The organism is Pseudomonas sp. F(2018), assembly GCF_005508865.1.
GTDB lineage: Bacteria > Pseudomonadota > Gammaproteobacteria > Pseudomonadales > Pseudomonadaceae > Aquipseudomonas.
Window position 1 is genome coordinate 743,909 of record NZ_SCOM01000001.1, and the last position, 17,323, is coordinate 761,231.

At 64.8% G+C, this 17,323-nt stretch carries 17 protein-coding genes; 12 read left to right on the plus strand and 5 right to left on the minus strand.

Features of this window, described 5'->3' with window-relative positions; translation table 11 throughout:
* Positions 1 to 30 precede the first annotated feature (30 nt).
* A complete protein-coding gene (locus FFS62_RS03680) occupies positions 31 to 594 on the minus strand; it encodes a hypothetical protein (RefSeq protein WP_137971448.1) in 564 nt (187 codons plus the stop codon).
* Between the two features lie 84 nt (positions 595 to 678).
* Between FFS62_RS03680 and FFS62_RS03685 the strand changes: the two genes are divergently transcribed.
* The gene (locus FFS62_RS03685; protein ID WP_137971449.1) at positions 679 to 1,047 is read left to right on the plus strand and encodes a hypothetical protein; all 369 of its coding nucleotides are present in this window, start codon (positions 679 to 681) and stop codon (positions 1,045 to 1,047) included.
* 17 nt (positions 1,048 to 1,064) lie between these two features.
* Here the strand turns inward: FFS62_RS03685 and FFS62_RS03690 are convergent, their stop codons facing one another.
* The 4 genes from FFS62_RS03690 to FFS62_RS03705 form a co-directional block, all read right to left on the minus strand.
* Positions 1,065 to 1,469 (minus strand): carboxypeptidase-like regulatory domain-containing protein, encoded by a 405-nt coding sequence (locus tag FFS62_RS03690; RefSeq protein ID WP_137971450.1) that lies wholly within the window; start codon positions 1,467 to 1,469, stop codon positions 1,065 to 1,067.
* A gap of 14 nt (positions 1,470 to 1,483) precedes the next feature.
* The gene (locus tag FFS62_RS03695) at positions 1,484 to 3,037 is read right to left on the minus strand and encodes a beta (1-6) glucans synthase (protein ID WP_137971451.1); all 1,554 of its coding nucleotides are present in this window, start codon (positions 3,035 to 3,037) and stop codon (positions 1,484 to 1,486) included.
* 82 nt (positions 3,038 to 3,119) lie between these two features.
* Entirely contained in the window at positions 3,120 to 3,344 is a 225-nt protein-coding gene (locus FFS62_RS03700) for a DUF2061 domain-containing protein (protein WP_137971452.1), read from the minus strand.
* A 101-nt stretch (positions 3,345 to 3,445) separates the two neighbouring features.
* Positions 3,446 to 5,671 carry a bifunctional diguanylate cyclase/phosphodiesterase gene (locus FFS62_RS03705; RefSeq protein WP_137971453.1) on the minus strand — a complete coding sequence of 742 codons (2,226 nt, stop codon included), beginning with the start codon at positions 5,669 to 5,671 and terminating at the stop codon, positions 3,446 to 3,448.
* Positions 5,672 to 5,886: 215 nt separating this feature from the next.
* On the opposite strand from FFS62_RS03705, the gene FFS62_RS03710 reads away from it, so the two are divergent.
* The 11 genes from FFS62_RS03710 (at position 5,887) to cpaB (ending at position 17,297) form a co-directional block, all read left to right on the plus strand.
* Positions 5,887 to 6,198 (plus strand): DUF485 domain-containing protein, encoded by a 312-nt coding sequence (locus FFS62_RS03710; RefSeq protein WP_137971454.1) that lies wholly within the window; start codon positions 5,887 to 5,889, stop codon positions 6,196 to 6,198.
* Positions 6,195 to 7,853, plus strand: a complete 1,659-nt coding sequence (locus FFS62_RS03715) for a cation acetate symporter (RefSeq protein WP_137971455.1) — start codon at positions 6,195 to 6,197, stop codon at positions 7,851 to 7,853. Before FFS62_RS03710 ends, FFS62_RS03715 begins: the two co-directional genes overlap by 4 nt.
* Positions 7,854 to 7,954: 101 nt before the next feature.
* Entirely contained in the window at positions 7,955 to 8,662 is a 708-nt protein-coding gene (locus tag FFS62_RS03720) for a DUF4349 domain-containing protein (protein ID WP_171016258.1), read from the plus strand.
* Between the two features lie 278 nt (positions 8,663 to 8,940).
* Positions 8,941 to 9,387 carry a hypothetical protein gene (locus FFS62_RS03725; RefSeq protein WP_137971457.1) on the plus strand — a complete coding sequence of 149 codons (447 nt, stop codon included), beginning with the start codon at positions 8,941 to 8,943 and terminating at the stop codon, positions 9,385 to 9,387.
* 76 nt (positions 9,388 to 9,463) lie between these two features.
* The gene (locus FFS62_RS03730) at positions 9,464 to 9,988 is read left to right on the plus strand and encodes an alpha/beta hydrolase (RefSeq protein ID WP_137971458.1); all 525 of its coding nucleotides are present in this window, start codon (positions 9,464 to 9,466) and stop codon (positions 9,986 to 9,988) included.
* Between the two features lie 183 nt (positions 9,989 to 10,171).
* Positions 10,172 to 10,426, plus strand: a complete 255-nt coding sequence (locus FFS62_RS03735) for a pilus assembly protein (protein ID WP_137971459.1) — start codon at positions 10,172 to 10,174, stop codon at positions 10,424 to 10,426.
* Between the two features lie 29 nt (positions 10,427 to 10,455).
* The gene (locus tag FFS62_RS03740; protein ID WP_137971460.1) at positions 10,456 to 12,552 is read left to right on the plus strand and encodes a Tad domain-containing protein; all 2,097 of its coding nucleotides are present in this window, start codon (positions 10,456 to 10,458) and stop codon (positions 12,550 to 12,552) included.
* Positions 12,553 to 12,574: 22 nt separating this feature from the next.
* Entirely contained in the window at positions 12,575 to 13,423 is an 849-nt protein-coding gene (locus FFS62_RS03745) for a hypothetical protein (RefSeq protein ID WP_137971461.1), read from the plus strand.
* A gap of 2 nt (positions 13,424 to 13,425) precedes the next feature.
* Positions 13,426 to 14,091, plus strand: a complete 666-nt coding sequence (locus FFS62_RS03750) for a hypothetical protein (protein ID WP_137971462.1) — start codon at positions 13,426 to 13,428, stop codon at positions 14,089 to 14,091.
* Positions 14,091 to 15,158: a hypothetical protein gene (locus FFS62_RS03755; RefSeq protein ID WP_137971463.1), complete on the plus strand. Its 1,068-nt coding sequence runs from the start codon at positions 14,091 to 14,093 to the stop codon at positions 15,156 to 15,158. The genes FFS62_RS03750 and FFS62_RS03755 overlap by 1 nt, the downstream gene beginning before the upstream one ends.
* A gap of 99 nt (positions 15,159 to 15,257) precedes the next feature.
* Positions 15,258 to 17,297 carry a Flp pilus assembly protein CpaB gene (cpaB, locus tag FFS62_RS03760; protein ID WP_171016259.1) on the plus strand — a complete coding sequence of 680 codons (2,040 nt, stop codon included), beginning with the start codon at positions 15,258 to 15,260 and terminating at the stop codon, positions 17,295 to 17,297.
* Positions 17,298 to 17,323 lie beyond the last annotated feature (26 nt).

The window sequence follows — 17,323 nt, forward strand, 5'->3', positions numbered from 1 at the left end:
CAAGTGCAAGCGGCGGGAGTGCCGTTTCGTTTAATCGAGCGAACTCAGGCTCTGCACCCAGATCAGTTCGCAGGCGCCTTCGCCGATATCGTCGCGGCTCAGCGAGCTCTGCCAGTGGAAGCCATCGTCGCCATCCACCCGTACCAGTTGCCCGGCGAGGGTGATGCGCTGGCCAGGCTCGACCCGTTCCAGCGCGTGGGCCACGGCGGCGTCGGCCGGGATCAGGTGCATGTTGGCGCTGTGGGTCTCGATGTCGCGACGCGGGATGGGGAAGTCCTCGGTGCGCCAGCGGTACCAGCGATTGGCCTGGCTGATGTCGATGCGCGCCAGCACCTGCGGATCGGCCATCGGCCCCCAGCCCAGGGCCAGATCGGTGGGCGAGACCCGCGCGCCGCGGTCGAAGCGATAGTCCTCGCGGCCCAGCACCAGGGCCTCCAGTTGGAACGGCTGCAGCGGCGTGATGGTGTGGCCGTTGAGGCGGATCACGCCGTCCGGCGTCGCTACTGGTGGCTCGGGAGACGGGCGCAGCCACTGCCAACCGAGCGCCAGGGCGGTCAGCAGGAGCAGGGTGAATAGCAGGCGGCGGGCGTTCATGAGGGCAATTCTAGTGTTCCGGTATTGCGCTCGGGCGCGAGCGGATTAAGCTGGGCGCCTTTTTCGGACCACCGGAGCGCCATGATGTCCCGCCATTTTCCCCTTCTGCTGTTGCTGCTGGTGTTGCCGTTATGGCTGGCGGCCAGCTATGGCGTGCGCTTCGCCCTGATGGAGGACGGCCAGTGGGTGGGCACCTGCGTGGAGCAGGCGGCGCGCTGGGAGTGCCAGGCTCGTGCCAGCCTCGGCTACCTGATCCACTTCCGGGTGATCGCCTGGACGGCGCTGGTGCTGGCCGTGCTCGGCTTCATCGCACCGGGGAGGGCAGGCAAGGCGCTGGCCAGCCTGGCTCTGTTCGTCGGCATTCCCGCCCTGGTGCTGTACAGCGCCAGCCTGGCGGTATTCGCTCTGGTGCTGGCCGGCCTGCGCCTGGTACGCGCGCCGCGCGCCGCCTGACTCTCGGTACTCGCTATTCAGCGCCGGGGTGTCGGGCAGGGCTCGGCAGCGCCTGGTCGCAGCTGAACTACCTGCTGTTGCGCCTGATAGGGTGCGAGGAAGGTGCGCCGTCCCGGCGCCGTCACACACCACTCCCAGTAGTAATCCAGGCGGCCGTGCAGGAACAGCACTTCGCTCTGCCACGCGTGGTGGCCGGCGAAGCGGGCGATGCCGTCGGCATCGGTCAGGCGGGTTTCGCGCGATTGCTCAACGGGTGTCGGGCGGGCGCGGCCGATCAGCGTGACGCTGGCGCCGATCAGCGGCCGGCCCTGTTCGTCAAGCACGCGCAGCTCGGCCTCGGGCTGGGTGGTGCGGTAAGCGGGGTAGGGCACGCAGGCGCTCAGGCCCAGGGCCATGAGCGCCATGAGCAGTAGTCTGGGCATCCTTGCCCTGTCCTTCAGCCGCGCGACAGGCGCATGCTGCGCCACAGGGCGCCGACCAGCAGGGCACAGGTGAGCGCCCAGCCGATGGCCTGCAGGTTGTGCAGCCCTTCCTGATACAGCTGCGGGGCGATGCCGGCGCCGACGATGATGGTCAGCAGGGCGATCTCGCGGCGTGGCGCGCGTACCGGGCGGCACAGGTAGACCAGCGCTGGCAGCAGCAGGGCCAGGCTGGGGAAACTGCGGTAGCGCGAATCGAACACCAGGCCGAGCATCAGCACCGCACCGGCGAAACCGGCCGCGGCCAGCCACCAACCACCACGGGCTTCCAGCCAGGCGAAGGCGCGTTCGCGCCAGCCGCCACGGGCCGACAGGGCCAGCACGGCATGGGCCAGCACCAGCAGATTGAGGCCGAGCAGGGCGGCGGCCCACAGCCATTCACTCCAGTAGCGGCTGGTGATCAGCGCCAGTTCGCTCCAGCCCAGGGCGCAGGCGGAACCGAAGGCGGCGGTGAGTGGCAGCAGCAGGGCGGCGCGGGTCGAGGCCGGGCGGCCGGCGAGGATCAGTGTGGCGAGCAGCAGCAGGCCGCTGGCGCCCAGCCACAGCGGCCAGTGCGGCAGGTTGGACACCGGGCCGGCGAGGATGCCCTTGTCCTGGCGGTCGGCGTCGAACAGGCCCCAGTAGCCGCCGACGGCGCCTTCGCTGTCGCGTTTCCACGGCTGGTCGAAGGCTTCGATCAGGTTGTAGTGCCAGTCGTTCTCCTCGGCCATCTTGACGAAGCCGCGGATGAACAGCGCCTCGTTGACCCTGCTCGGCAGCGCCGTCTCGCGCTGGCGGCCCTCGCTGGGCCAGCCCGTCTCGCCGATCAGGATGTCCTTGGGCGCGTAGGCGTTACCGAAGGTGCGGCGCACGTTGGCGACCTGGTTGAGTGCGGCGTCGATGCCGGTGGGATCGTCTTCCCAGTAGGGCAGCAGGTGGATGGTGATGAAGTCCACCGCCGGCGCCACTTCCGGGTACTGCAGCCAGAATTCCCAGACATCGGCGTAGGTCACCGGCTGCTCGACCTCGGCCTTGACCCGCTCGATCAGCTTGACCAACTGGCCGCCGGTGACTTCCTTGCGCAGCAGGGCCTCGTTGCCGACGATCACGGCCTGGATCACGTCCGGGTTGGCCTTGGCATTGGCGATCAGCGCCTTGATCTCCAGTTCGGTATCCACCGGGTTGCTGCTCACCCAGGCACCGGCCAGCAGCTTCAGACCATGCTTGCGGGCCAGTTCCGGCAGCGCCTCCAGGCCGATCTGCGAGTAGGTGCGCACGCACTCGAAGCGGGTGGCCAGCTGGGCGAAGTCGATTTCCACCTGCTCGCGGCGGATCTGCAGCGGCTGGTCGAAGGGCGACTGGTCCTTGCCGAACGGCGTGTAGGAGGCGCACTGCAGCTTGTGCGTGGGCGTGGCCACGTCGCCCAGTTCCACGGGCCGACCGACGCCATACCAGACGGCGCCCAGCGCTGCGAGGGCGAGCAGAAGGGCGAACAGGTAAGGCAGGAAAGGGGCGCGCGGGCTTGAGGTCATGTCGGCTGCTGCTGCGAGGTGGCAAAGCCGCGCATCTTAGCGGAAGCCGGGCACCCGCGGACAGTTCGGGCGCAATGCGGTGTCAGGCGTGATGATGCAACCAGGCGTGCTTGGGAATCTCATCGCGCGACTGGCCCGGCTTCTCGAAGCGCTGCCAGATCTTTTCGTGGAAGTAGAAGCCCACCGAGTTGCACAGCGGTTCCACCGCCGCGACCAGACCGCCCACCGCGACGCTGCCGGTCAGCGCGTAGGTCACACTGAAGGCGATGCAGAAGTGCATGAGGGTGAAGGTCACTGTCTTGAGCATGGCGCACCTCGATGAATGAGAATTGTTCTTCGTTGAGGTGAACCTTAGCGGTGGCTGCCGATCCGGGGAAATCGACCTTGGCCATGATTGTGATAGTCAGGCTATATCGATTTCAGGAAATCGATTTTCTCTACGCGATCTTCGACCGGTAGGACTTCGGCGCCCGCTTGGCCGGCCTCGAAGTCGGTGAGGAACTGCGCCAGCGACTCCAGCGGCAGCGGCTTGCTGAGCAGATAGCCCTGAATATAGTCGCAGCCCAGCTGGCGCAGGAAGGCCAACTGCTCGGCATTCTCTACGCCCTCGGCGACCACCTGCAGATTCAACGTATGCGCCATGCCGACGATGGCCTGGACGATCTGCCGGTCGGCGTTGGCGCCGGGCAGTTCGAGCATGAACGAGCGGTCGACCTTCAGGGTGTCCAGCGGCAGGCGCTTGAGGTAGGCCAGCGACGAGTAGCCGGTGCCGAAGTCGTCGATGGAGATGCCCACGCCCAGGTCGCGGATACGCTGCAGCAGGGTGAGAGCCTGGTTGACGTTGCTCATCAGCGCGTTCTCGGTCACCTCCAGTTCCAGGCGCTGGGCGCGCAGGCCTGAGGCTTTCAGGGCGCGCGCCACTTCGTCCGGCAGGTCGTCGTGGCTCAGGTTCAGCGCCGAGCAGTTCACCGCCACGCGCAGGTCCGGGTGCGCATGCCTGGCGGTGAGCTGGCGCAGATCCTGGCAGGCGCGGCGCAGCACCCAGGCATCCAGCTCGCCGATAAAACCGTTGGCCTCGGCGATGCCGATGAAACGGTCGGGGCTGAGCAGGCCCAGGCGCGGATGCTGCCAGCGCACCAGGGCCTCCAGCTTGCCGATCCGGCCGCTGCCGAGGTCGAGGATCGGCTGGTAATGCAGCAGCAGGCCGCGGTCCTTCTTCAGGGCCTGGCGCAGTTCCTCTTCCAGTTCCAGCTCCATGCTCGCCTTGTTGCGCAGATGCTCGCTGAAGAAGTGCACGGCATTGCGCCCGCTGCCCTTGGATTGGTAGAGGGCCAGGTCGGCGTGCTTGAGCAGTTCCTCGCAGGTCTCGCCGTCGCGCGGGTAGATGGCGATGCCGACGCTGGTGGTCATCACCATATGCCGGCGCGCCAGGGTGATCGGCTTCTTCATCCGCGTCATGATCCGCCGCGCCAGGGCGCGGGCCTCCTCGATGCGGCTGAGGCTGACCAAGATGCAGAACTCGTCGCCACCGAAGCGCGCCACCACGTCCGGGTCGCGCAGGGTATGGCGGATGCGCTCGGCCACTTCCTTGAGCAGCTGGTCGCCGGCGTCGTGGCCGAGGCTGTCGTTGATCCGCTTGAAGTGGTCGATGTCGAGGAACATCAGCGCCAGCGCCTGGCCCTGCTGGGCATGGCTGCGCAGCTTCTCGGCGAACACCTCGTTGAACGAGCGGCGGTTGAGCAGGTTGGTCAGCGGGTCGTAGTGGGCGGCCTGTTGCAGCGAGGCGCGGGCCTGGTTGAGCTGGCTGAGCAGCGAGTTGACCCGTAGCAGGTCGTGTTCCTTGCGCTGCAGCTTGCGGTCGGCCCAGGCCGCGCCGAGGCCGCCGCCGATGGCGAGGAGGGCGATCAGGGCGATGCTCAGGCCCAGTTGCAGGGCATTGGCCGGGCTCTGCAGCTGCAGCGGCGTGCCCAGCGGCACCACCATCTCCAGCGCCCACATACCGGTGAAGTGCATGGAGACGATGGCGCCGCCCATCACCAGGCTGGCGATGATGCGCAGCAACTGATGCAGGAAGCCTTCGCGGCCGCGGAAGAACAGCGACAGCTGCAGGGCCGCCAGGCTGGCGACCACGGCGATCACCAGGGACAGGGCGAACAGTCCCGGTCGGTAATACAGTTGCGCCTCCGAGCGCATGGCGGCCATGCCGCTGTAGTGCATCAGGCCGATGCCGAAGCCGATGCACAGCGCCGCCTGCAAGCGCTGGCGCAGGGTCGGTCGGTCCTTGGCTAGGCCCGGCATGGCCAGCAGGGCGGCGAGGATCACGATCATCAGGGAGAACACCGTGGTCGGCAGGTCGTAGCGCACCGCCACCGGTGCCTGGAAGGCGAGCATGGCGACGAAGTGCATCCCCCACACGCCACCACCCAGGCTCAGGGCGCCGACCGCGCACCAGTTGCGCCGCGCCTCGGCGCGGTCGGCATGGCCGGCGCGTTCGGCGAAACTGAGGGTGGCGTAACCGGCGACGCAGGCGAGCACATAGGCCAGCACCACCAGCTCCGGGGCGTGGCTGCAGTCGAGCAGAATCTGTGCCCCGTCGGGCTGAGTGGTGAGAAAGCGCAGACCTAGCCAATCCATAGCAGGCGACCTCAGCGGACAGGGTGCAAGGAGGGGACTACAGGCTCGGGAGTTGGTGAGTATAGACGCTCGTACCAAATTCCAAGGCCGTCGCCGATGGCGCTAAGACTTTGGTCGAAAGCGCAGGGCGGTTACGACTAAGGTCGTCTGTCTCGCCTCGCCAGTCGCTCGCAGAGTGGCCTCACCAGTAACTCGTGCTGTGGAGGACAACAACAATGAACGACAGCGTCTACAAGCGGATCGAGCAGAGTCCGCGCTTCCAGGAGCTGGTCGCCACCCGCGACCGCTTCGCCTGGATTCTCTCCGCCATCATGCTCGGCCTGTATGTGGCCTTCATCCTGCTGATCGCCTTCGATCCGCAACTGCTCGGCACGCGCATCAGCGATGACTCGCCGATGACCCTGGGCATTCCCCTGGGTGTCGGCCTGATCCTCTCGGCCTTCGTGCTGACCGGCATCTACGTCAAGCGCGCCAACGGCGAATTCGACCGCATGACCCAGGAAATCCTGGACGAGGTGCAGAAATGATCGCGCGTCTCCTCACCGCCATCGGCCTGATGGCCGCCGCTCCGGCCCTGTGGGCCGCCGGCGCCCTCGAAGGCGAGGTGCAGCGTCAGCCGCTGAACATGGCGGCCATCGTCATGTTCGTCGCCTTCGTAGGCTTCACTCTCTACATCACCTACTGGGCCTCCAAGCGCAGCAAATCGGCGGCCGACTTCTACACCGCCGGTGGCGGCATCACCGGCTTCCAGAACGGCCTGGCGATCGCCGGTGACTACATGTCGGCGGCCTCCTTCCTGGGTATTTCCGCCCTGGTATTCGCCTCCGGCTACGACGGCCTGATCTACTCGATCGGCTTCCTGGTCGGCTGGCCGATCATCCTCTTCCTGATCGCAGAACGCCTGCGCAACCTGGGCAAGTACACCTTCGCCGACGTCGCCTCGTTCCGCCTCAAGCAGAAGGAAATCCGCACCCTGTCCGCCTGCGGTTCGCTGGTGGTGGTAGCCTTCTACCTGATCGCGCAGATGGTTGGCGCCGGCAAGCTGATCGAGCTGCTGTTCGGCCTCGACTACCACGTCGCAGTGGTCCTGGTCGGCATCCTGATGGTCTGCTACGTGCTGTTCGGCGGCATGCTGGCCACCACCTGGGTACAGATCATCAAGGCCGTGCTGCTGCTTTCCGGCGCCTCGTTCATGGCGCTGATGGTGATGAAGCATGTCGGCTTCGACTTCGGCACCCTGTTCAGTGAGGCAGTCAAGGCTCACCCGAAAGGCGAGGCGATCATGAGCCCCGGCGGCCTGGTGAAAGATCCGATCTCGGCGATCTCCCTGGGCCTGGCGCTGATGTTCGGTACCGCCGGCCTGCCGCACATCCTGATGCGCTTCTTCACCGTCTCGGACGCCAAGGAAGCCCGCAAATCGGTATTTTATGCCACCGGCTTCATCGGCTACTTCTACATCCTGACCTTCATCATCGGCTTCGGCGCGATCCTGCTGGTCGGCACCAACCCGGACTTCAAGGACGCCTCCGGCCTGCTGATCGGCGGCAACAACATGGCGGCGGTGCACCTGGCCAATGCCGTGGGTGGCAGCCTGTTCCTCGGCTTCATCTCGGCCGTGGCCTTCGCCACCATCCTCGCCGTGGTTGCCGGCCTGACCCTGTCAGGCGCCTCGGCGGTGTCCCACGACCTGTATGCCAGCGTGATCAAGAAGGGCAAGGCCAACGAGAAGGATGAGCTGCGCGTGTCGAAGATCACCACCGTGATCCTCGGTGTGCTGGCCATCGGCCTGGGCATCGCCTTCGAGAAGCAGAACATCGCCTTCATGGTCGGCCTGGCCTTCTCCATCGCGGCGAGCTGCAACTTCCCGGTGCTGATCCTCTCCATGTACTGGAAGAAGCTGACCACCCGTGGCGCCATGATCGGCGGCTGGCTGGGCCTGATCACCGCGGTGGGCCTGATGATCCTCGGCCCGACCATCTGGGTGCAGATCCTCGGCAATGCCGCGCCGATCTACCCCTATGAGTATCCGGCGCTGTTCTCCATCGCCGTGGCCTTCATCGGTATCTGGTTCTTCTCCATCACCGACAAGTCCAGCGCTGCAGACGAGGAGCGTGCACGCTTCTACCCGCAGTTCGTGCGCTCGCAGACCGGCCTCGGCGCCAGCGGTGCCTCGGCTCACTGAGCAATATCTCCGTGTGACTGGGCAGCCTTCGGGCTGCCCTTTTTTATGGGCGACTGTATGATCGCCGCCCATTCGCATGGATGAACCGAGGACTCTCAAGGATGAACACGTTTTTCTGCCGTTGGGGCGCCATTGCCCTGACTGTCTGCCTGAGCCTGCTGATGGGCTGCTCCTCAAAGGGCGGCGATGTCGGCGGCGCAGGTGCCGAGCCGGTGAATGCCGGTTATGCGCCCACACAGGGCAAGACCAGCGGCCGCCTGCTGGTATGGACCGCCGACTTTTCCGTGGAGGTGGCCGACCTCGCCAAGTCCGCCGAGCAGCTGAGCGCGCGCATGATCGCCCTCGGCGGCTATGTGGAGGAGAAGAGCGACTATGGCAGCCAGAGCCAGAGCTTCGTCTACCGCGTGCCCAAGGACGCCTTCAATGAGGCGCTGGGCGACGTCGAGCGCAGCGGCACCGTGCAGCGTCGCCACGTCAAGGGCGAGGACGTCACCGAACAGTACGTCGACGTGGAGACCCGCCTGAAGAACAACCTGGCCCTGCGCGACCGCTTCCGTGACCTGCTGGCCAAGGCCAAGGACGTCAAGGACATCCTGTTGATCGAGGCGGAGCTCAATCGCATCCAGTCCGAGATCGACTCGATGGAGGCGCGCATGCGCATCCTCAAGGATCAGATCCAGATGTCCACCATCCGCGTGTCGCTGGAGCAGCAGGTGCCGCCGAAGCCGGCCACCATCTACGGGCCGCTGGGTTACCTGTACAAGGGCGCCGAGTGGTTCGTGGTCAAGCTGTTCGTCATTCGCGAGTGATCGGCTGATGGAGACGCTGCGGGCGCTCCTGGTGACGCTGGTGTTTCTCGCCGGCATCGCCTGCCTGGTGCATGGCCTGTCGGGCGGGCCTCTGTGGCCCTGCCTGCTCGGCATGGTGTTGTGCTTCCTGTTGGCCTACTGGCTGTGGCCGCGCAATCGGCAGGCGGACAGCCCCTGGTTCGATGCGCTGGAGCTGCTGGTCGAATTGCCGGTGAACCTGCTGCTATGGCTGCTGCGTCAGCTCGGCCGGCTGTTCGTGACGTGGACGGGGTGGATCTATGAAACGGCGTACGGCGGTGCTGCTCGGATTGATCGGGCTGCTGGTGGCGGGGGCGGGTGGCTATGCCTGGCTGAAGGCGCCTTATGCCCATTCGACGGCGGCTGGCGTGGCCCGCGAGTTCCTCACCCTACTGCAGGAGGGACGGCTGGAGCAGGCCTACGAGTTGACGCTCAAGAGGCAAAGTTTGGTAGGGCGTGACCTGGCGGAGTTCCAGCCCTTTGCCGCTCGCCAGCTGTGTTCGGCCGAGTACTTGCCCCTGGTCGGTCAGCCGCATCCGCCCCAGTCCAACGGCAATCGCCTGCGCCGCTGGCTGGCGGGCCACGAGGTGGAAATGCCCAGCGTCAAACTGCGTTTCGAGAAGAGTCCCTGCCTGATGACGGTCGAGCTGCGCCGCGACGGGGAAGGGCTCTGGCGCGTGTTCTACTTCCAGTCCCGCGCCGGCTGAGCCCCGCGCTTGAGCCTGCGCCGTGCTTGCGGCATGGTGTGCGCAGGCTTTCGACAAGGCAGTCAACGCGATGGATATGACCTTTCTGATCATCCCCGGCTACGGCGATTCCGGCCCTGAGCATTGGCAGAGCCTGTGGCAGCAACAGGACCCGCGCTTTCGCCGGGTCGAGCAGCGCGACTGGTGGAATCCGGTCTGTTCGGAATGGGTCGAGACCCTGGAACAAGCCGTGGCAGCCAGCGGACCGCAGACCGTGCTGGTCGCCCACAGCCTGGGTTGCGGCCTGGTCGCCCACTGGGCCGCGCAGACCCGCCAGCGCATCCGCGCCGCCATGCTGGTCGCCCCGCCCGACCCGGAAGGGCCAGCCAAGGAGCTGAACATCCAGGGCTTCGTGCCGGTACCCGACCTGCCACTGGCCTTCCCGAGCCTGGTGGTGGCCAGCAGCGACGATCCCTACAGCAGCCTGGAGCACGCCCATGGCGCCGCCACGCGCTGGGGCAGCCGCTGGCACAACGTCGGTGCCTGCGGCCATATCAATGGCGACAGTGGCTTGGGTGAGTGGGCAGAGGGAAAGATGCTGTTGCGGTCGCTTCTCATCTGATTCAGGTTTGAGTCGCTCAAGGGCGGGTATTCCAGGCTTTTTCTTAAATCTAAAATCTGATCATTCGGTCAAAGTCAAGCGTTTTTCTGAGGTTTTCCGAGACGATTTCCTACAACTTTGGTAGTGTATTGGCCATCTGCCATAAAAATGCCATCACCATAAGAAACTAGGAGTATCTCTCTCATGAATATCAAAGCGCGCGCTCGCCAGCTGGGCCAGGGCATGACCGAGTACATCATCATCGTGGCGCTGATCGCGATTGCCGCCATCGTTGTTTACAACCTGTTCGGCGATACCGTTCGCGGTCAGGTCGGTGATATGGCGGCGGAGCTTGGGGGGCAGGCCGCTACCAACCAGGGCGCCGCCTCCGGCACCGCTGCCGGCACCGAAGCTTCCCAGGATTATGATCTCGGCAACTTCCAGCAAGCTGAAGACTGATTAGCGTCTAGCCCGTTCGCGAGGCTCAGGTGGTCAGTCGCGCTGCCCAACGAGGGCAGGCCATCGTCTTCGGCCTGCTCTTTTTGGGTGTGGCCGTGGTGGCGATGCTGCTGGTGTACAACCATGGCATCCTCACCCGCGACCGTGTGCAGCTGGAAAATGCCGCCGATGCGGCGGTCTATACCCAGGCCAAGCTGTTCGCCCGTAACCAGAATTTCATCGCCTACACCAATCGCGCCATGATCGCCAACGAGCTGTCCATCGGGCAGATGGTGGCGATGCGCTCCTGGGCCAAGCGCTACAAGACAGTGCCGAGCTGGATCAACTCCTTCCCGGCCTACCAGATTCCCATAGTGCCGCCGGCACCCAGGCCGACCTTGGCCGACATGCTCAATCTGGTGTATCTCCCTTACTTCGCCATAGGCACCGGTGTCGATGCGGTGTCTGCTCCGTTGATCGGCTTCTACCCCACCACGGTGTCCTACTTCAACATGGCCCTGTCCATGTTCCAGAAGGCCTTCGCCATGGCCACGGTCGAGTCGCAGATCGAAGGCATGATTGACGTGGTGGAGGCGCATGAGAGTAAGAACAATGCAGCCGACCCCGACGACGACCTGTACATCCCATTGCTGGGCTATTACTTCCTGACCCAGAACGCGGCGCTCACCTATTTCGGTGACAGCTTCAGCTACGAGAACCTCTATAGCCAGGCCAGCAGTGCCATGAGCAGCGGAGGTGGCGGTGCAGCCGGCGGTGGTGCAGGAGGGGCCGAACCGGAGCCCTCGACCACCGACGAGGTGGTTGGCTCCTTCCTCGGTGGCCTCAACGGCCCCGAGACCATGCTGGTGGACACCAACCCCGAGCGCTACAAGAAGAAGCCCGGTGCCACCCAGGACCCTCCGGCCAACGACGATGCCAAGGAGGCCTACCGCCAGTTCGCCGCCATCATCAACGACAACCGCAACGACTGGCTGGACCAGCGCCACTACACCCTGGGGCCGCCGCCGATCAGCATGCCGGAGATCACCCTGCCGCTGGGGCCGCTGAAGATCAGCTTCAGTCTGACCCTGGAGATGGGCTCGTTCAACGATGGCGGCACCGCCTATCGCTACAACCCGTTGCGCACCAGCTCCACCGGCGACGGTATCGAGCGTTATGGCTGGACCTCCATCGACTACACCTCGCTGGGCTTCCAGCTGGACGTCGACCTGGTCATCGAATTGTGCCTGTGGTTCCCGGTGGTCGGCACCAAGTGCTTCACCCTGATCGACGGCCATATCCCCCTGGGCTTTGGCATGCCCATCAGCGGGGCGACCGAACAGTTGGTGGCGGAGCAGGCCGACGCCATGCGATCAGCGCCGCAATGGGGCTTCCCCGGCATGGACTCGACCGGGCTGGCGCCGGGCATGTACGGCGACAGCTTTCACATGGTGCATGCGGTGAGCTGGTTCTGGGGGCAGGTGCGCAACATCTACGGCACTATTCCTGCCGACGTGAAGACCGAGTACGCCGGCCCGCCTTCCTTCTTCTCGCTCAACGACTCCTTCGCCGAGTCCGGAACCAGCCACGAATTCAGTATCGCGGTGGCCAAGAAACTCAGCGACGTGCCCACCACCGACAGCCCCGATGGCCTTGACCTCAATGGCTCTTCCGGCAACCAGCTGTATCGCTTCCAACTCGATACCCAGGGGCCGGTGGACGGCACCCTGAGCACCGCCTACGCGACCGCCCTGTGGCAGGAGCCCAACGCGCTGATGACCGTGTCCTCGGCCGAGACCTATTTCGCCAGTCCGCGCGAGGGGGAGGTGGCCAGCCAATTCAGCCCCTTCTGGGACGCACGCCTGCGCGAGCCCAGCGCCATCACCATGATGATCGCCAGCGGCGAGATCGATCCCTTCGCTCTGATGGAAGAGCTGAATCTTTCTGGCGGCATCATGGGCGTGGCCGAATGGGTTATCGACAAGGCTATGGAAAGCCTGACTGAGCCGGCCAAAGAGCAGTTGTTGAAAAATGTCCAGCCGCCAGTCAAGGCGCTTGCCGAGGAAGTGGTCGACGAGGTGCTCGATGAAGTCACCGGCGCCGCCAAGGATTCGCTGATGGGGGAGCTGGAAAAATATGTCCCGTAGGTCCAGGTGCTCGGGCCAGGCCATGACCGAGTTCGTGGTCATGACCAGCGGCGTGCTGCTGATCCTGTTCTTGGTGGTACCCATGCTGGCCAAGCTGCTCGACATGAGCTTCCAGACTCAGCAGATGGCCCGCTACATGGCCTGGGAGCGCACTGTCTGGTACGACAACGGCGACCAGCCGAGCGAGACCACCGAGCCGGGCAACGATATTGCCGTGCGCAGCGACAGCGCCGTCGACGGCAGCGCTCAGAAGCGCCTGCTGACCTTCGCAGCTACACCCGAGGCACTGAGCGCCGGCGATGTGTCGGGCGTCCCTGCTGGTACCCAGCATGCGCTGTGGCGCTGGAGCAGCGGCGGGCAGATGCTCAATGGCGGTGGGCTGGCCGGGGGAAACCTGAACCCGGAGAAAACGCCCTCGGTCGCCTACGAGGTGCTGGATGTCTACAACGAGGGCATGGATCTGCTGACCGAGCCGCTGACCATGATCGGAGTGGGCGGAGGCGCCGATGGCAATTTCCTCCAGATCGCCCATCCCCAGGATAACTACTTCACGCCCGAGGTCAGCGCCAGCGTCAATCTGGCCAATACCGGGCTGGAGTCCAGCGCCCTGCCGGCCAGTCTGAACATCACCGCTAGTAGCGCCATCCTGGCCGATGGCTGGAACGCCCAGGGTGAACACCACTTCAGGTCGCGTGCCGACGATTTTGCCATCGGCACCCTTATGGACAACGCGCTGGTCAACGCAATGATCAGTTTCATCGGTGTATTCGAGCCCAGCTTCCGCGATGTGGATTTCGGCTATATCGGCACCGACCCCATTCCCGAGGCCGAGACCAAGTGTGATTTCGGTTTCTGCTATTTCGACGAATGACGATGATCAAGCGACTGCCCCTAGCTTTGTTGCTCGCCCTGCTGTCGTCGGCGACGCGTGCCGACTGCGATTTCGACGACTTCCCGACCCTGGACAGCATGCAGCTGGCCTCGGTGGCCGAGGCCATGCAGTGGAACAACCTGCCGATGAGCGTCAAGGGTTTCCGCACCGATGCACCGCTGGAGACGGTGCGTGGCTTCTATGGCAAACAGTGGGAAGGCGAGGTGGATTTCACAGAGTTCGGCGCCTGGCAGCAGATACTGCATATCAACGAAGACTGCATGATGATGGTCCAGCTGCGTACCGCGCAGGGCCAGACCCAGGGCCGCCTGATGCTGGTCAACCCGCCGGACGAGGAGCTGGCCCAGCGCCCCTTGGGTGGCGGCGTGCCGATGCCGCCCGATGCGGTGGTGGTGACCGACATGCAGAACCAGGACAGTCATCGCGAAGGCCAGTTGGTGATGTTGCTCTATCCCGATGCAATGGACGCAGCCACCCGCTGGTACGAGGCCGAGATGGTGCGCAGTGGCTGGCAGCTGAACCGTCGCCAGGCCAGCCAGAACAACGCCACGCTGATCTACAGCAAGGGCCGCGAACAGCTCTCGGTGGTGTTCCTGCGCACCGCCGGCGAGCAGACGCAGATTTTGCTCAACAGGATGGATCGCTGATGCGCGGGCAGCGTGGACAATCCATGGCCGAGTACCTGGTGGCACTCGGCATCGGCGGCAGCATTATCGCCGCCCTGACCCTGACGCCCTGCACCGTGGCCGGCAGCGCCAGTGGTTGTGTGCCAACCCTGATCGATGCCTTGCACAACAACTATGAGGGCTATTCGGCCGCCGTCGCCGATGTTCAGGACTACGGCGATGTCGAGGTAGCCGCGCCGCCGGAGGACGAAGGTGAGGTCGAGGACGACGACAGCATCCCCGGTGACGGCGGCAAGGATGATCCCAACAAGGTCCCCACCGAGGCGTTGAACAAGGTCAGCTACGTCTACGACGACCAGGGCAATGTGATAGGAACGGTTAGCGGCAACACTATCTACGACCTCAGTGGCAAGGAAGTGGGCGAATACAGCTTCGATCCCGAAACCGGCAAGCAGATCGTCAAGATTGACGGCAAGGAGGTCACCGGCGTCAGCATCGGCAGCGTATTCGTCGACCAGGACGGCAACGAGGTGGCGCTCAAGGCGATTGTGATTGGTGGCCAGGTGAGGGGGTTCGGCTATGAGGTCGATGGCAAGTTCTACGATCCGCTCAAGGGTGAGCTGACCAAGGTGCCTGATGGTGCCCAGGCGGTTGCAACGCGGCAGGTCATGGTGAAGGACGCAAGCGGCAACGCCAATCTGTTCGGTTATGAGGTTGATGGCTACATCTACTCACTGAGCAAGGTACAGGTCTCGGGCGAGACCTATGCCACGCAGAAAGTGGCGGATGGCGAGCTGGTGGAGATGCTGCTAAGCCAGGCCGCCACTATCGCCTCTTGGGACGGCTATTCGCGCTGCATAGTGCGCGCGCTGGACTGGGTGAATAGCGAGCTCAACGGCCAGTACAACTTCACCAAGACCGAGGACGACGGCTCGGGCAATCAGGTGACCACTACGCAGAACGCCGTGGTGGAGTCGCCAACCAACAACCTGGGTTACATCGACAGCGCCGATATGGGCGGCAGCTGCGGAGGCCGCTGGCTGCTCACCGAGGGTGCCAGCGACTGGACACTGAGCGGGCCTTACTAGAGCCGCCGAAAGAATACAGGCCCGTGCTGGCGCGGGCCGACATAACAAGAGTTTTGATTCGCTAGGGGATAGGGCATGCAACCGGTTTCGGGGAGCAAGTTGTTGATCATCGCCGTGATCTGCGGGGTACTCGCGGGTGGTGCGGCGTGGATGTACCTGAAGAGCAAGGAGGCCCAGTACCGTGAGGCCTACAGGCCGCCAGTGGAGCGCAAGGTGGCGCTGATCGTGCCGCGCCAGGATATCGGCAAGGCCGAAGTGATCAGCAAGGAAAAGGTTGCCGTCCTGGAGGTGCCTGCGCAGTTCGTGCCGTCCGGCGCCGTTCTGGCTCAGGACTGGAAGAAGCTCGATGGGCGCATGGTGGAAGCGCCGCTGCAGAAGGGCAAACCGATCACCTGGAGCGCAGTTGAAGGCAGCTCGGTGACGCGCTTCTCCGAGAATGTGGAGCTGGGCAAACGCGCCAAGACGGTCAAGATCAGCAAGGTCAATTCCTTCGATGGCCTGCTGCGCCCGGGTGACCACGTCGACCTGCTGGGCAGCTTCGCCGCCACCGACATCGGCCTGCAGGAGCAGCCGAACCTGGCCGACGACGTGATCATGACCGTACTGGAAAACGTGGTGGTAGTCGCCGCCGGCCGCGAGGATGCCAGCGGCCGCAAGTACGAAACCTTCTACGACCAGAACTCGGCCGACGGCTTCAACATGAACTTCTCCACCGTCAGCCTGATGCTCACCCCGCAACAGGTGGCGCGTGTCGAGCTGGCCGAGCGTAGCGGCGACCTGGTCGCCGTGCTGCGCCACCCCAAGGACACCAGCTTCGCCAAGCTGGGCCAGATCACCGTCGCCAATCTGCTGGAGCCGCCGCCTGCCGAGAAGGCCGACGTGGTGCTCGACGCCAGAGGCAAGCTGGTCGGCCGCATCGTCGGCGACAACGTGGTGGATGCCCAGGGTCGCATCGTCGGCAAGATGGTCGATGGCAAGGCGGTTGCCTTCGATGGCAAGGCGCTCGGCTCGGTGGTCAAAGACGTGGCCGCCAATGATCCGCTGCTGCGCATGCGCGAGCGTGCCGACGTGGTGCGCGACGCCGACGGCAACGTGGTCGGCCGCATCGTCGATGGCAAGGTGCTGGATGCCGGGGGCAAGGTCATCGGCGTGGTAAAGAATGGTCAGGCGGTCGGCCTCAAGGGCGAGAGCCTGGGTAGGGTCGAGCGCAACGTGGCGCTGGATGCCCAAGGCCGAGCGATCGATATGAGCAAGTCGACTGCCCAGGCCGCGCCGCAGAAGCGCGGCAGCGAGCAGCAGGTGGTGCGCGACGCCACCGGCAAGGTGATCGGTCGGGTGGTCGACGGCAAGGTGGTCGACGCCAATGGCCAGGTCATAGGTGTGGTCAAGGACGGCAAGCCGGTCGGCCTGGAAGGCAAAGTCCTCGGTCAGGTCAGCACCGCCGTGGTCGATGCCCAGGGCAAGGTGGTCGGGCAGATGGGCGAGGTAGTGCGCGATGCCAACGGCAAGATCATCGGCCGGGTCATCGACGGCAAGGTGGTCGATTCCAATGGCAAGGTGGTCGGCCAGATCAAGAATGGCAAGGCGGTAGGTGCCAACGGCAAGGCCCTGGGTCAGGTCGACAGGGTCATGCTCGACGAGCAGGGCCGACCCAAGGACGACGGCGTGCGCGTGGCTCGCGACGCCTCCGGCAAGGTGCTCGGCACCGTGGTTGGCGACCGGGTGCTGGACGAGCAGGGCCGCGAGGTCGGCAAGCTGGTGGATGGCAAGGTGGTCGGCAAGGACGGCCAGGTTCTGGCCGATAGCGTCGATGTCGAGATCCAGCAGGATGCGGTGCGCGTCGCCCGCGATGCTTCCGGCAAGGCCATCGGCACGGTCAAGGGCGACACCGTCTACGACGCCAGTGGCAAGGTGGTTGGCAAGCTGGTGGACGGCAAGGTGGTGGATGCCAATGGCAACGTGGTCGCCTCGGGCGTGAATGCGGCGGTTGAGGGCCAGGCCCAGGCCGACACGGCGCTGGCCGTCGTCGATGGGGAAGGGGAGAGCTCCATCCAGCAGACCAGCCGCATGGTGCAGTTCATTCCGGGGGGGACCGGCAAGAACGGCGTCATCCCGGTGCAGAACCTGCGCCTGGAATAGATCGCAAGATGAAGCGGTACCGAGAG

Excerpts from the sequence above, each read along its gene's own strand:
- FFS62_RS03680 (WP_137971448.1), bottom strand. The coding sequence starts at position 594 with ATGAACGCCCGCCGCCTGCTATTCACCCTGCTCCTGCTGACCGCCCTG.
- FFS62_RS03685 (WP_137971449.1), top strand. The coding sequence starts at position 679 with ATGTCCCGCCATTTTCCCCTTCTGCTGTTGCTGCTGGTGTTGCCGTTA.
- FFS62_RS03690 (WP_137971450.1), bottom strand. The coding sequence starts at position 1,469 with ATGCCCAGACTACTGCTCATGGCGCTCATGGCCCTGGGCCTGAGCGCC.
- FFS62_RS03695 (WP_137971451.1), bottom strand. The coding sequence starts at position 3,037 with ATGACCTCAAGCCCGCGCGCCCCTTTCCTGCCTTACCTGTTCGCCCTT.
- FFS62_RS03700 (WP_137971452.1), bottom strand. The coding sequence starts at position 3,344 with ATGCTCAAGACAGTGACCTTCACCCTCATGCACTTCTGCATCGCCTTC.
- FFS62_RS03705 (WP_137971453.1), bottom strand. The coding sequence starts at position 5,671 with ATGGATTGGCTAGGTCTGCGCTTTCTCACCACTCAGCCCGACGGGGCA.
- FFS62_RS03710 (WP_137971454.1), top strand. The coding sequence starts at position 5,887 with ATGAACGACAGCGTCTACAAGCGGATCGAGCAGAGTCCGCGCTTCCAG.
- FFS62_RS03715 (WP_137971455.1), top strand. The coding sequence starts at position 6,195 with ATGATCGCGCGTCTCCTCACCGCCATCGGCCTGATGGCCGCCGCTCCG.
- FFS62_RS03720 (WP_171016258.1), top strand. The coding sequence starts at position 7,955 with ATGAACACGTTTTTCTGCCGTTGGGGCGCCATTGCCCTGACTGTCTGC.
- FFS62_RS03725 (WP_137971457.1), top strand. The coding sequence starts at position 8,941 with ATGAAACGGCGTACGGCGGTGCTGCTCGGATTGATCGGGCTGCTGGTG.
- FFS62_RS03730 (WP_137971458.1), top strand. The coding sequence starts at position 9,464 with ATGACCTTTCTGATCATCCCCGGCTACGGCGATTCCGGCCCTGAGCAT.
- FFS62_RS03735 (WP_137971459.1), top strand. The coding sequence starts at position 10,172 with ATGAATATCAAAGCGCGCGCTCGCCAGCTGGGCCAGGGCATGACCGAG.
- FFS62_RS03745 (WP_137971461.1), top strand. The coding sequence starts at position 12,575 with ATGACCGAGTTCGTGGTCATGACCAGCGGCGTGCTGCTGATCCTGTTC.
- FFS62_RS03750 (WP_137971462.1), top strand. The coding sequence starts at position 13,426 with ATGATCAAGCGACTGCCCCTAGCTTTGTTGCTCGCCCTGCTGTCGTCG.
- FFS62_RS03755 (WP_137971463.1), top strand. The coding sequence starts at position 14,091 with ATGCGCGGGCAGCGTGGACAATCCATGGCCGAGTACCTGGTGGCACTC.